The sequence below is a fragment of the Paenibacillus sp. JNUCC-31 genome (assembly GCF_014844075.1).
GTDB lineage: Bacteria > Bacillota > Bacilli > Paenibacillales > Paenibacillaceae > Paenibacillus.
In genome coordinates this window covers 1953075-1967159 of record NZ_CP062165.1, presented here as the reverse complement: position 1 = coordinate 1967159, position 14085 = coordinate 1953075, and the positions used below count along the sequence as shown (strand labels likewise).

Here is a 14085-nt window from a genome sequence, read left to right as displayed (position 1 = left end):
TGTCTCTAGATTCTAGTTGTTCTCTGAAGTGAGAATGTGCATCGTTGCCGGATCAGGGAATACGTATCCTTTGGGCAGCTTCCTCATTAATTCATTCATTACAACGTAATCTACCTCGATGTGAGCCGTCGACACAGGAGTGGTAAACCAACGGTTATACAAATCACTGGGTACAAGCAATGTCATTTCCGGTGACCTCCCATCTGTATGGCTTCCTGGTAGACATGAAGTGTACGCATCCCCATCTCTTTCAGTGAACGATGTTGCTCAGCCCATGCTTTGGCGGCTGCCCCTACCTTTGTACGGGTCGCATCGTCCTGCAAGAGGGCGTTCAATAATGTACTAAGGGACTCCGCATCTTGCGGTGGCACGACCCAACCGGTATGTTCAGGCTGAACCATCTCAGGCATGCCTGCGGTATCACTTACAATGACAGGTAGTCCGGCGAGCTGTGCCTCTGTGACCGAGAAAGGCTGTGTATCCTGTAAGCTGGGTTGTACATAAATATCGGCGCGTCGAAGGAAGGAAGGGATGTTGTCCAGTTTGCCCCAGAATACGATGTCCGAATCTACCCCTGCCTTCATGGCTTGCGTATACAATTCATCTCTCAGATTCCCTTCTCCAGCAATCCAGCAGACCCAATCTGAACGGATTTTTTTCAGACTGGAGAGTGCCTTGATTAACACATGGACCCCTTTGATATACTCCAGCCTTCCTGTAAAAGCGATTACTTTTTTGCCTGCTGGCTTACGATGACGGAACCTGATCGCTGCTTGAGCACGATAGGATGGAAGATCCACAGCATAAGGGATTAACCGGAATTTCCACTCCGGAACATGGAGTTCCGCCAGTGTGCTCTTAATCCAATGGCTGGAGACCAAAATAAGCTCGGATTGTTCAGCGCTCCGCTCTTCCAATGAGAGAAAGTAGCGACCGCGTTTGGATTGTAAATATGCGGGGAGGGTAAGTTGTGCATTAGAGTTTTGGGCATCATAGAAGGTTTCGCGCGCAAGGGCTCCATGATAGCTGGTGACCAGCGGTGTGTTGCGGTTCAAAATGCGTTTTATCGCGACGGCGGCTACCGGATCCTGCGCATGTATGACGTCGTAGTGATCAACACCGAGATAAGCGGCCCCCATTTCAAAGGCATATCTGTTTAATTCATAATAAGCCACGAGAGAATCGGCTGTGAAATGGGGAAGATCTGTAGGATTGAGCTTGGCTTGCAGCATGGGCCATACTTTATCCTTGGAGAAGGAACGATTGAGATTGCGAATATACACTTCATTTTTGGCACCGTTGGTGCCCATGATATCGACCTCAACGCCAAGTGCCATCAGCCTGTCAGCGAGCTGTTTCACATATGTCCATATTCCACCCATCTGCGTAAGTTCCCAATAGGTCACGATCAGAACTCTCATAGGTACCTCCTTGTCAGGGCCTGCACAGGCCGAGCTTCTATCCTGTTATTCTATGAAAAAAGGCAACCGAAAGGGTGGGCATTACTGTGTAAATAGTTAAAATGGGTGAATACAAATAGCAACGGACGAGTGAAGGCATACCATATCTTAAGAAAGGGTTCGCGCTTAAGGGGGGGATATACAATGGCCGCATATTTGCTGGAGATTCATGAGAACCTGCTACAAATTGGTGTTCCGGTGAGGTACATGGACATTGAGATCGCCTATTTCGAAAATGACGAAGTCGATGTATTTGTCGGTGGAGTCAGTTCCACCCGTGGGGAACTATATCGTTATCTGTTTCATATGAGAGCTGAGGTCGGAAAAGAGAGTTCCAATCACATTATCCATAACCTGTCGGTAACGTCGGAACCGTGCGAACTGAGGATCATCAGCAATAGTTCTTCGCCGAATCATCTCGTGATTCGTATGTATTGCAGAAGTGAAAACGGTCAGACCCTGGGTATACTTTCGGAACACCAGATGATCAAGCTGGCAGATTAATAAAAGTTCAATCGGAGGTTTGATTAACCAAAACGGGTGGAGCAGGATGAAGACCTGGTCCATTTTTTTGGCATACATACCTATACAGATATCTAATAAAAAAATAGCTTGACAGCAAAGGTATTTTCATTAGAATTAACCTATGCTTAAAACAAGGGTTTAAAACGACGGTTTAAAACAAAAGTTTGAAACGTCGTGAATATAAGGCTGATGGAGAGACATACACAGATAAGCCTCCAGGCCGGAAAAGAGAGTGGAGAGAGTGAAACAACAAGCAGCAGTTCCCCAGGACCCGGCCGAGTTTTCGATTAAAACGATTATTCTGCCGCTACTGGCCATTATTGTCGGGATGATTATGGTCATTCTGGACAGCACGGTAGTTAACGTGGCGATTCCAAATCTGGTTCAATATTTTGAGACTGACCTGAAGACGATCCAATGGACCGTTACAGGTTACACGTTAGCTCTGTCAGCCGTCATTCCGCTGGCAGGATGGTTGACCGATCGATTTGGTGCCAAAAGAGTATTTTTGTTCACGATTGCAATGTTTACTCTGGGTTCAGTGTTATGCTCTATCGCACAGTCTCCTGAGCAATTGATCATTTACCGTATCATTCAGGGAATTGGCGGAGGCATGGTGGCACCGATTGGTATGGCGATGGTGTTCCGTCTGGCTCCTCCTGAAAGAAGAGGCTCCATCATGGGGATGCTCGGTATTCCCATGCTGCTGGCTCCTGCACTAGGGCCGGTATTATCCGGTTGGTTTATTCAGTCCCTCAGCTGGCACTGGATCTTCCTGATCAACCTGCCGATCGGGATTGCCGCTTTTATTCTATGTATCAAATTCCTGCCGGATACGGATCGTGGGCGCACACCTGCACTTGATCTGCTTGGCATGATTCTGGCACCCATTGCATTCTCGATGCTCGCATATGGTGTAAGTGAGGGCGGAACAAGCTGGACGTCTGCAACTACACTGACAGGTGTGATTGTCGGGGGCGTAGCGCTGATTCTGTTCATTATCGTTGAGCTTCGGCACAAAAATCCGCTGCTGGAACTTCGGGTATTTAAATCCTCGGATTTCACACGGGGAATTATTCTGGCATGGGTGTCGCAAGTCGCTCTGTTCGGAGCGATGATTCTGATTCCATTATATCTGCAACAGATCAAGGGCTACACCGCGCTGGAAACAGGACTCATTCTGCTGCCGCAGGCGCTGGCCTCGGGTGTGGGTATGCCGTTAGGTGGACGGTTATTTGATAAAATTGGTGCAAGACCATTGGCATTTGTCGGTCTCGGTATCATCTCGGGTGCACTGTTTATTCTATCCTCCATTACGGCAGAGACGGGTCTTGGCCTGATCATTACTAGTCTTGTCATGATGGGATTGGGTATGGGTCTGTCCATGATGCCGCTCAACACGCACGTGCTGAATGCGGCTCCACGCAAACTGGTAGGTCGGGTTACTCCGCTTACCGCTGCTGCGCAACAAGTCGTTGTTTCTTTTGCAGTTGCCGGGCTCACTGGATTCCTCACTTCCCATATTGCAAGCAATACAGCTGGCGCAACAGATGGGGTGGCTGTAGTTAATGGGTTGGTCGCTGGTTTTAACGATACCTTCTTCCTGGCCGCTTGCATTGCCTTGTTTGGATGTGTACTCAGTCTGATTCTGCGTAAGCCGAAACGGATGGAGGAAGAATCCCTTCAAACCGGGGATCAGCCTGATCCGGCGATGATGATGGGTCACTAATTGTGATAACCACATATAGGGTATCGGATTAAGGGCTGTCTCGAAAGAGTTTCCCATTTAGCTGCAAGGTGCTAACGAACCTAGCGAACATTAAATGGCGGATTCGCAAGGATTGCAAATTCTAACGAACTTCAGTGACGTTATTTCGGTCTAAAACGCACGTCAGAGCCTAAAAAGCGACTTGATCGATGAAATAACCTCTCTGGAATTCCTTACATTTCAGAACGGCGCAAATGAGAGCGAATAACGTGTGTCAGATTCGTTAGATCAACCTAAGGCAGTTCAGAGAATCTTTCTGAACTGCCTTTTTGCCGTATTCATGAGAAAATGCTCAGGGCAGTCATCATTTCACGAAATGACAATGCATATCGATCGGGTGAGAAGGAAAGCGCCATATGTTGCCTGCCCTGAATGCGTATATACTCCCTTAGTTCGTTGTTACGCATAAGGTCTATGGCTTCGGATACAGCGGCGTTCACGTTGCCAAGCGGATAGAATTTTCCCGTTCGGTTATGTGTGATGAAGGAACGGACACCATCTGAATCCGTGCTGAGCACCGGGCAGCCGCAACTGATCGCTTCCGCAACGGCGTATCCAAACCCCTCAAGCAGGGAGGTGGATAGCATAATTCCCCCGGAAGCTGCAATCATGGAATAGAATGTAGGCATGTCGGAATGAGGCACGTTGATAAAAATACCAGTCCGATCTTCAAGCCCGTACTCCACTAGCATATGTCGGAACATGGCCTCATCTTCCGGATTAGCCAAGGTGGGATCGTGGAACAACCATAGTCTGGCTTCGGGAATTGTACTAATAATTTTGCTGGATATCGCCAAGTATTCTCGCCAATTTTTGTTGTGTTCGAGTCTTCCCACCCATGCAAGCACCGGATAGGGCGGGGTATCCACCGAAATTGGAGCAAAGGTATTGGTATCCAGCATATTGGGAATGACAAACCGATGGAGCCAGGGGCACATATGGATAAACAGCTCCAATAGATGATCCGTTGGAGGAATGACTGCAGCATTACAGTATGCATGCAGATCAGGTACTCCCATTTGAATCATTTTAAAAGCCTGTTCACGCGTTCCGAGCCCCTGTGCTTCATAGATAATTCGACCGTTAAACCCAAGGGCTCTCAGTCTGCCCGGCATGGAGATATCCGAGGTGACAATAATGGCATCATATTGGTGATGATGAATCAAACTGTGAATTTCCTCATCACTGGAAGCGGTGAAGACCGGCGTGTTGTTATTGTTCTGCATTCCCGAGCCAGGGTACAGATACAACACATGCGCTTCGATGCCGTGGCGTTGCAGAACAGCGGTACGCAATCGGTTTAACGTATCTACACCGCCGCTTGGAACAAAAAATGTGAATAGTACTTTCACACGGTTCACCCTCTGACTTTTGTGCAGGTGCTGATGCTCCTGTACTGTATGGTACGTTGCCCCAGAGTACAGGGTGTGGGTGAATGAAGGGTTGTTCACGATTTAGACACATATTTTTAAGCTCTCTTTTAAGAGACCTTAAGCTGTATTTAGGATATAGCACGTAAGATACAAGGAACTTCCCGTGTTGACCATCTGAAGAAAGCGATGATGGCACACGGGTATTTTAACGGGAAAGGATGAATGATGTGCTCGAAGTGAAACAGGTAAGCAAAGTATTTGATGGACGGCACGGCGTGCATCAACTGGACTTCACCATGGAGCGCGGTGAGATTGTTGGCTTTTTGGGACCGAATGGTGCCGGGAAAACAACAACGATGCGAATGATCACCGGATATCTGCATCCAACAGCTGGCTCCATTGCAGTGGATGGCATATCGGTGCACGATCAGGGCCGGAGCGTCCGTTCCAAAATCGGTTATTTGCCTGAGACACCACCGCTTTATCCGGACATGACGGTGCACTCGTACCTCAAATTTGTCGCCCATCTGAGAGATGTCCCGGCACGTGAAGTGAAACTGCGGGTCAGTGAGATGGTTAGCAGGTTGGGTCTTCAGGACCGGGAAAAACAACTGGTTCGCGGGCTGTCCAAAGGGTACAAGCAACGTCTTGGGCTGGCAGGAGCCATTATTCACAAACCGGATCTGCTCGTGCTAGATGAGCCGACTTCAGGACTTGATCCGAATCAGATTATAGAAATACGGGATCTGATCCGTGAACTGGGTGAGAATCATACCGTGCTGCTCAGTACACATATTTTGCCGGAAGTGAGCACGCTTTGTAATCGCATGTTGATTATTAACCAGGGACAGCTTGTATTGGACGGTTCACCGCAGCATTTTGGCTCCTCCTTGGGTGAACAATTCAAAGTATCGATTGAAGTGAAGGCAACAGAGCAGCAATTACATAACTTGCTGACACCTTGGGAGAAGGTTCGTAGCGAAGTCATTCAAGCAGCGGATGGACAGGCGTCTACCGATGCTGACGATACGGTCAAAATGTTGCTTACCGGTGAATCTTCGGATGATTTTCGAGAAGAACTTTTTTACCTTTTGTCCGGTGCAGGCTTGCCAATCCTGGAGATGAAGAAAGAAAATCTCAGTTTGGAACAAATATTTCTGAAGCTTACCACAACGGAATCCGAATCGGAACTGGCATTGCAGGAGCCTGAAGCTGATAAAGCGCAACTCGCCAATCAGGCGGTAGGTGCAGAGGTCAATTCGGACACCGCTTCAGAACTGAAGCAATCGACTAATTCCGAGAGTGCTTCGTCTGATTCCCATACAGGGGAGGGTTCCAAATGAGACGAATGATGGCGGTTTGCAATAAAGAACTTCAGGCTTATTTCCTGTCACCGACGTCGTATTTTGCTTTTGCCGTGTATGTACTCATGACAAGCCTGTTGTTCTATTCCAGCTTTGTGTACTACCAGCCAAGCATAGTGGATTACCGTCTGGTGCTGGGGGATACGTTATCCATGCTGCTTTTTGTGGTACCGTTGCTGACGATGAGACTGGTGGCCGAGGAATTCAGGCAGGGTACGGATGAACTCTTGCTGACTTCACCTGCACGGGTGACAGAGATTATTTTTGGCAAATATCTGGCGTCGCTCGCCATTCTTGTCGTATTGATCTTGTGCAGCCTGGTTTACCCGCTAATCATGTCTTTCTTCGGTGAACTGGATCTCACCTCGGTATGGTTGTCTGCACTGGGTCTGTTCTTTCTGGGCGGAAGCATGATGGCGATTGGACTGTTTGCTTCCACGCTATCCCAGCATCAGATGGTATCTGCGGTAGCCGGTTTTATTATTTTGCTCGTATTGTGGATGCTTGATTCATTTGCAGGCAATACCGGATCAGCGTTACAGCAATGGCTGGATCCTTTTGCACTGACGAATCGGTTTGACAGCTTTACGAAGGGTGTACTTAGTGGCCCGGATATACTGTATTATGTCACGCTCTCAGGTTTGTTTCTGCTGTTAAGCATTCAGATTGTGGAACGGAAGCGGTGGAGGTGAGAAGATGAAAAAATGGTTAAGTCATACCAACAGTACTGTGCTATCTGTAGCGATGATTGGCATCTTTATTTTGCTAACTCTGTTTCTGAATTCACTTAGCGGCTTCCAGCTGGATCTGACTTCCAACAAGCAATACACCTTATCAGAGCAGTCACTTACTGCAATCAAAAACGTAAAAGAAGACGTCAACATCCTGGTGTTAACCGTCGAAAATGCAAATAATACAGTTTTGAACCGCGAAGTGACAGATATGGTTCAGGAATACACGAAACGCAACAGCAAACTGAAGATGAAGCAGTACAATCTGACTCAGGAACCAACGCTTGCTTCGAAGTATGGGATTACAGGGAGCTCTATCGTATTAGAACAGGGCGATCAGCATAAAGTCATTGATATCGCCAGCCTGTTCACGGCTGTTGGTGATGGTAGTGATGGATCGTATCAGTTCACAGGTGAGGAGAAGCTGACACAAGCCTTAATCAATCTGTCTTCGACGGAAAAGAATAAAATGGTCTTCCTGACAGGGCATGAAGAGTTAGGTCTGGATCAGCTGACTACGCTGCGCGCATCTTTGGAACAGAATAATATCACAACAGAAGAACTTCAGCTAAATCAGGCAGGTCAGGTTTCAGAAGATGCGGACGTGCTTGCTATTATCGGTCCACAGCGGGATATCAGTGATAGCGAACTAAAGGCTATTCGCACTTATCTGAATAACGGAGGTAAGTTGTTGTTGTCTCTTGGATTTCATCAGGATATGAAGGTGACATGGAAAAATATTGATGCACTCATGACGGATTATGGTGTTGTTGATGAGCATGCCGTCATGGTGGATAACCAGCAAGCCAGTACAATGGGCCCACTTTGGGTAGTGCCTGAGTATGGCACACATGCCATCACGGATAAGCTATCAGAGAGCAAGCTATACCCGATGTTATCCCTGTCCATTGCTTTGACCAGTAAAGAGCAGGACAAATACAAACTGTCACCGCTCATTCATTCGTCGAATGAAAGTTATGGGGAGACAAACATCGCAGGACTATTACAAAATGAGACATCCAATGATCCGGATCAGGATGTACAAGGTCCTGTCGAACTCGGATATGCTGCGGATACTACCGATGGCAAACCAAAGGCTGTGATTTTGGGATCATCCATTTTCATGCAGGATTCGGAAATTGCGAATGGAGGAAATCGGGACTTTATACTAAATGCCGTTAATTATCTGAGTGAAAAAGAGGATGGGGTGACCATCCGACCACGCGTACAATCCGGTTATCAGATGGCATACCTGAACGGCCAGCAGGCCAGAATTATTTTCTTCGTAGCGATTGTCGCATTCCCGCTCATCTTTGTTATGATAGGTGTATTCTTATGGTGGAGGCGTAGACGGGTATGAAAAAATGGCTCCCAACGATTCTGGTCGTAGTGGTTTTGATCATCGGTTGGGTCTATGCGGCCAGTCAGAATTATTTTCGTGAAGAGGAAGCAGAGAAGGTGAAGTTGCTTGGCATCCAGTCTGGAGACATACAGTCCATCACCATTCATGACACCAATGCAGGCACATCCCATGGGACAGAGCCTTCCACTTCGAAATTGGAACTAAAAAACGGTATTTGGAATATGGTGGAACCCAAGGCTTATCCTCTGAATGGGTATACTGTAAGCAGTTGGCTTGATGCCTTGAGTGGTGCGGATCAGGAAATGGTTGTCGAGGAAGAACCGAAGGATCTCGATAAATATGGATTGGGTACAAATGCAACGTTGCTGGACATTCAATTAAATGATAATCGCGTTATCAAGCTGACCATAGGAGGTCAGTTGCCAGCTGATGAAGCTCGTTATGTGCGGGTTAACTCCGGACCCGTCGTTGCTGTGCAAACGGAAGTGATCAGCAATATTGAACTGTCACGACATGATCTGCTGGATACGACACCGTTTAATCTGGATGAAACGAATGTTACCTCGCTAGAGTGGGAAGGCGAAGCTGCCACCTGGATGCTCAAATCTTCTTCTGAAGAGGGTACGGCAGAGCAGAAGTGGACGCTTAACGGTGAAGCAATTGAAACAACAGATGCCGTTTCGCTGATTGGCAAAATTAAAAATCTGTCCACTGCGGACGATGTTCACAAAGCTTCTGAACTGAAAGGAACCGTGCCCCGTTTTACATTATCTGTTGAGCAGATGGTTAACGGAGAGGCCGTTACGGATGTATATCGGGGGCTTACCGTTGCATCGGAACCGGATCAGATCTGGGTGATAACCCCGGATGGTCAGTGGGCTTATTCCATGGATAAAACCAGTCTGAAGGAAGCAGAGCAATTTCCGAATTCGATAAAGAATTCGAATACAGCATCGTCTGTCGGAAAGAATGCGGACAAGGAACCGTCATCCAAGTAATTGGATTGAAGCAGAGCCTTTAATATGATGAATAGTCCAACTGGATAAGTAATTTGGTTAAAGCAGTGCTGCACTTGTTGCAAGCACTGCTTTTTTTATGGAAAGAGAGGTGGTGCAAATAAATACAGGTTGGTTGGTGTTCCATATCCTTTCAGCATAGCGCTACGTACAGAAGTGCATCCTATCCTTGTGACCAAAACCAACAACATTGGAGGATGAGACATGCCAGCAGCCAAAAAGGCGACAGCAATCAGCTTATCTTTGTCTACTGCAATTTTCGTAATGGTCGGATTGACGGGTTGTGGAACGAATACAAAAGATAATAAAAATCTGCACACCCAAAGTGTTCGTCATGAAGTGAAAGGCATCAACCGTTATGGTGTTGAGTCCAATGGGATGGATGGTATTCGTGCGAAGAGCTACCGGATGCATAACGTCACTAACCTGAAAGAAAGTCACGAGCTGGCTAAACGTATTACCGAAATGAAAGAAGTGAAGTCAGCAAAAGTCATGCTGTCCGATCGTAACGCTTATGTTGCTGTCCGTTTGGCAGATGGTCACACTGGCAAATTGGAAAGCAAAATGAACGGAACCCATGGAAATCGCGCCAACGGTACCATGCGTACCGAAAGCTTAAACCAGGATATGGGCGGAATGCGTGTGAATGGTGGTAACGGAACCATGTCTCCATATAGAACCAGCGGCATCGCTCCTGGATTGAACACGAATGCTGCGACAGACCGGAGCCACATGGGGAACGACCGCAGTATTTATGGAACCATGGGTACTGGATCTTATGGCATGATGCGTGGACTGACCAACAGCGGCAATGCACGTTCGATGAGCGATGGCCACTATGGGATGAAGAGTGATACAGCACGTGTAGACAGCACGGATGACAACACACCAGAAGAGATTAAATCCAAGATCTCGGCAAAAATCAAACAATATGCACCTCATGTAGAGAACGTATACGTTTCCTCTAATCCTGAATTTGTTCAGCATGTGGAGAGCTATTCCACCGATATTCGTAACGGGAAACCGGTTAGGGGCATGATTGGTTCATTCCAATCGATGGTTGAACGTATTTTCCCAACCAACGCAGTGAACCCCAATCACCGTGATGGTGTTCATCCCGATGGGATATTGCACCGCAACAATGACGGCTTGATGAACCGATAAATAATCGGTAAATTCCGAGTTGAGTTTGAACAAGTATGCCTTTGCGCGGATGGGAAACATCAGCTGCAAGGGCATATTTGTTTTGGATAAAAGACTGCCCATTTTTTTGATAAAACTGAACCAACGCCCTTGACCTTACATAAGATGAGTTGACTGTATCCCCTTAACCTTGTTACACCAACACAACCCGAGCAAGGAGGGGTGAACATTGAAGGGTATCGATCATAAAAGCAAATTTCTGTTGACCCACCGTGAACGCGAAGTATTCGAATTACTGGTTCAGGACAAAACGACGCGTGACATCGCAGGGCAGTTATTCATCAGCGAGAAAACGGTGCGTAACCATATTTCGAATGTGATGCAGAAACTCAATGTTAAGGGTCGTTCGCAAGCAGTTGTAGAGCTGATTAAGCTCGGAGAACTGAAGATCTGACGCGATACTGCACAGTTGATTGAAGCAGCATGAAAGTCTTTTCCTATTCTTCATCATGAAGAATGGGGAAAGACTTTTTTGTAAGTCATGAAGGGGAAAGTTTAAAACGTACTCGGAGAAAATTAGAAAAGAGGCTATTCCTATGCATATTGTTGAGGGATGGACTTACTGAAAGATTATGTACATTTGGAGATTCATGACCCGGGGACGTTTGAAGTGATGGATGCTAAAATAACGGAACAAGGCGAGTTCGGACTGATTGATCAGCGAGGTTCGACGGAAAGAATTTTTGGATCAAATACCGCTATGTGCAAAAACTGAACGGGAGAATGGTTGCTAAAAAAGTGCTTGTTACCTGGAAGGAGGAAGCAACAAGAAGGATTTCAGAACATGGAAAAGGTAGCGTCATCGGAAATATTCAGAAACTATGCCACGTGTTTGGTGTATCCCTGAGTAGTTTTATGCCGATGTAAAACGTAAATATATCGAACGTATCAACGATATGATGGCAAATATGGTTATCGACAGATTCAAAGGAAGGTTTTGTTACTAGTTAGAATCGATGATACAACTGTAGGTCTTTTTGGAGTTGAAGCTTCAGTTCTTCTTTGTTGATGCTATTTAATAAATTTGTATTTCATCGACTTCACTTAGCTTTATATATAGTATTAAAAGGAAAATAGGCAGGAAAGCTAACAGTAATAATCTTATAAATAGTATAATCACCTATATAGAAATAGAGAAATAGAGAAGAGGGATAAACCCATGAGTCGATTCGAGATCTCTAAGTTTTATGGGAAAAACGAAGATACTGATAAAACACAACTTTGGATTTCAGCAATTATATTTCTTTTTTCATTAGGCTTATTTGTAATTTCATTTACAGCTGAAGGAAATGACTTTAATCAAATTTTTATAAAATGGGCTTGTACTTATCTATCTATATTTATGTTCTCAGTTGCTCTATTTATGTCATCTTTCTATTATTTCGGAAAAAAAGAAGGGGCGAAAAAATACAATTTTCTGCGGAAATCATACTTCTTAGTTTCTATGATAATATTTATAATTGCTTTTCTGCCTTTAACAATCACCTTTTTTATTTTAAATAAAATAAATATGGAGACCATGTTTAGATACAGTGGTTTGTATGCTATATCATTAACAATCAGTGTCTTTATAAATTCATTACTCTTTGTTTTACTCTATTTTTATTTACTAGTCTCATTTAATGATTACATAAACTCTATCACAATATGTACTACTTTTGTTTTCTTCATGAATTACTTTATAATGAGAGTTTCAGGTAAAATGTACTTTTATCTTAAGAATGTTTTTGGGAGGAGAAAATGGAAACTTAAGAAAGGAATTATTAGTTCGGAGATATTCGATACATTAGAGTACAGAGATAAAACCGCTAAAAGGGAATTTATGAGCGTTATCTATGTAATGAACTTTGCAATAATAGCTTTAGGATCAATGGTAGCTTATTTTATAAAAATCGAAAATATCTATCTTAATAGCATAGTAAATGAACTGAAAACGGCAATACTTTATAGTTTTGCTTTATATACTGCATTTGATCGTTTGTGGGATAAGTGGAAAAAGTCACTTGTTGATAAAAAGAACGCTGATAATAACAACAACATAAAGTCAGCAGAAGAAGAGCTACAAGCAGATCATTTACAGATTAATTCTTGAGTGTACTTTAAACCATATTTCGAATGTGATGCAGAAACTCAATGTTAAGGGTCGTTCGCAGGCAGTTGTAGAGCTGATTAAGCTCGGAGAACTGAAGATCTGACGCGATACTGCACAGTTGATTGAAGCAGCATGAAAGTCTTTTCCTATTCTTCATCATGAAGAATGGGGAAAGACTTTTTTGTTTTAGGTTGGAAAGCGAAAACAAGCAAATCCTTAAAGTGCAGGAATCGCTTGTTTCGACTTGATATTCTCAAAAATCTGAATTCAAAAGTTGCTCATCGCAGTCCGCTATTCTAGTTAGCTCAGATTTAGGATATCCTAGCCGTTTTGTTTTTTCGCAGCACCACCAGCAGGAACAATGTATCTTTCCTTTTGCCAAAATACCTTCGAACTTGTAGGACCAACAGTATCGTACAGCAAGCTGTTTTTTACGTTGAATGACGCGCTTTCTGTGATGCCTGTAATAGGCCAGATTTCTTTGCTGAGATTTCATTGATTCATCACGCTCCCTTGGGAAAAGGCTCAGCCCGCAGAAATTCCAAGGGTACAGATTGCTACGGGCAGAGCGTGATGGAAATCATAATCGGATATGGCATAAGGTTTCACTTACATAATGTTATTGGCATGCTCATGAATAAAAGCTCTCCATTGTTTCTTCGAAAAAGGCTGATAAAAGAGCTGCTCCAATTTACCGTATTGTGTTTCATTTAGGTGCAGATAGAGTGCTTTTTTCGCAATTTTGGCGGCAGGTTGGGAGAAGGATTTCGAACCGCCAGCCCTACGTTTGATAGGGATATGGAACTGCAACAAGTCTGCGAGGCTTTCCCAGCCTTCCCAGCTTAGTCGCCCTCCACGCTTCCAGTCGATGGCATACAGGACATAGTATTTACGAGCTTCGGTCTTTTTTATGGCAATGATCCAGGTGGAAGGAATCATTTTTTGACGTTGTCGTCGGTTCACCAAGTGTGCTCCTTCCTTGAAAGGGAATGTATCCACATTTTCTTCAAAGTCATCTCCAATATAAGCGGGATCCCATTCCTTAATCAAGAAGATGCCTTCTCCAAATTTCATCATAGATACGGTAGTGGATGGTTAAAATCCTCTTGATTTGCAACAACGTATTGATTAAAATGAAAACATAAAAATAATTTTCTTTATTTATAATAAATTAATAAAAATAATTTTCA

14 protein-coding genes and 1 pseudogene are annotated in these 14085 nt (G+C 44.8%); 11 read left to right on the top strand and 4 right to left on the bottom strand.

What is annotated here, in order from left to right; translation table 11 throughout:
• Window positions 1–12: 12 nt before the first annotated feature.
• Both JNUCC31_RS08410 and JNUCC31_RS08405 read right to left on the bottom strand, forming a co-directional pair.
• Window positions 13–186, bottom strand: a complete 174-nt coding sequence (locus tag JNUCC31_RS08410; protein ID WP_192270420.1) for a hypothetical protein — start codon at window positions 184–186, stop codon at window positions 13–15.
• On the bottom strand, window positions 183–1421 hold the full coding sequence (locus JNUCC31_RS08405; RefSeq protein ID WP_192270418.1) for a glycosyltransferase family 4 protein: 1239 nt from the start codon (window positions 1419–1421) through the stop codon (window positions 183–185). The genes JNUCC31_RS08410 and JNUCC31_RS08405 overlap by 4 nt, the downstream gene beginning before the upstream one ends.
• A 183-nt stretch (window positions 1422–1604) precedes the next feature.
• Here JNUCC31_RS08405 and JNUCC31_RS08400 point away from each other — a divergent pair, with 183 nt between their 5' ends.
• Entirely contained in the window at window positions 1605–1964 is a 360-nt protein-coding gene (locus JNUCC31_RS08400) for a hypothetical protein (protein WP_192270416.1), read from the top strand.
• Between the two features lie 262 nt (window positions 1965–2226).
• A complete protein-coding gene (locus tag JNUCC31_RS08395; protein ID WP_192270414.1) occupies window positions 2227–3714 on the top strand; it encodes a DHA2 family efflux MFS transporter permease subunit in 1488 nt (495 codons plus the stop codon).
• Between the two features lie 317 nt (window positions 3715–4031).
• Here JNUCC31_RS08395 and JNUCC31_RS08390 read toward each other — a convergent pair whose 3' ends face one another.
• Window positions 4032–5204: a glycosyltransferase family 4 protein gene (locus tag JNUCC31_RS08390; protein WP_323374367.1), complete on the bottom strand. Its 1173-nt coding sequence runs from the start codon at window positions 5202–5204 to the stop codon at window positions 4032–4034.
• A 140-nt stretch (window positions 5205–5344) separates the two neighbouring features.
• On the opposite strand from JNUCC31_RS08390, the gene JNUCC31_RS08385 reads away from it, so the two are divergent.
• The 9 genes and pseudogenes from JNUCC31_RS08385 to JNUCC31_RS08350 form a co-directional block, all read left to right on the top strand.
• Complete coding sequence (locus tag JNUCC31_RS08385; protein ID WP_192270410.1) at window positions 5345–6469, top strand: ABC transporter ATP-binding protein; 1125 nt, start codon at window positions 5345–5347, stop codon at window positions 6467–6469.
• Window positions 6466–7182 (top strand): ABC transporter permease subunit, encoded by a 717-nt coding sequence (locus JNUCC31_RS08380; protein WP_192270408.1) that lies wholly within the window; start codon window positions 6466–6468, stop codon window positions 7180–7182. Before JNUCC31_RS08385 ends, JNUCC31_RS08380 begins: the two co-directional genes overlap by 4 nt.
• A gap of 4 nt (window positions 7183–7186) precedes the next feature.
• Entirely contained in the window at window positions 7187–8581 is a 1395-nt protein-coding gene (locus JNUCC31_RS08375) for a GldG family protein (protein WP_192270406.1), read from the top strand.
• Entirely contained in the window at window positions 8578–9582 is a 1005-nt protein-coding gene (locus JNUCC31_RS08370; protein ID WP_192270404.1) for a DUF4340 domain-containing protein, read from the top strand. The genes JNUCC31_RS08375 and JNUCC31_RS08370 overlap by 4 nt, the downstream gene beginning before the upstream one ends.
• A 222-nt stretch (window positions 9583–9804) precedes the next feature.
• Complete coding sequence (locus JNUCC31_RS08365) at window positions 9805–10764, top strand: YhcN/YlaJ family sporulation lipoprotein (RefSeq protein WP_192270402.1); 960 nt, start codon at window positions 9805–9807, stop codon at window positions 10762–10764.
• A gap of 208 nt (window positions 10765–10972) precedes the next feature.
• Complete coding sequence (locus JNUCC31_RS08360; RefSeq protein ID WP_017692532.1) at window positions 10973–11197, top strand: helix-turn-helix domain-containing protein; 225 nt, start codon at window positions 10973–10975, stop codon at window positions 11195–11197.
• Window positions 11198–11356: 159 nt separating this feature from the next.
• Window positions 11357–11518, top strand: coding sequence for a hypothetical protein (locus JNUCC31_RS33205; protein WP_228469581.1), 162 nt, complete (start codon window positions 11357–11359; stop codon window positions 11516–11518).
• 444 nt (window positions 11519–11962) lie between these two features.
• Window positions 11963–12895 (top strand): hypothetical protein, encoded by a 933-nt coding sequence (locus JNUCC31_RS08355; protein WP_192270400.1) that lies wholly within the window; start codon window positions 11963–11965, stop codon window positions 12893–12895.
• 7 nt (window positions 12896–12902) lie between these two features.
• A pseudogene (locus JNUCC31_RS08350) lies at window positions 12903–12998 on the top strand (LuxR C-terminal-related transcriptional regulator); the annotation flags it as partial.
• A 506-nt stretch (window positions 12999–13504) separates the two neighbouring features.
• On the opposite strand, the gene JNUCC31_RS08345 reads toward JNUCC31_RS08350, so the two are convergent.
• Entirely contained in the window at window positions 13505–13945 is a 441-nt protein-coding gene (locus JNUCC31_RS08345; RefSeq protein WP_228469580.1) for a hypothetical protein, read from the bottom strand.
• Window positions 13946–14085: the final 140 nt, after the last annotated feature.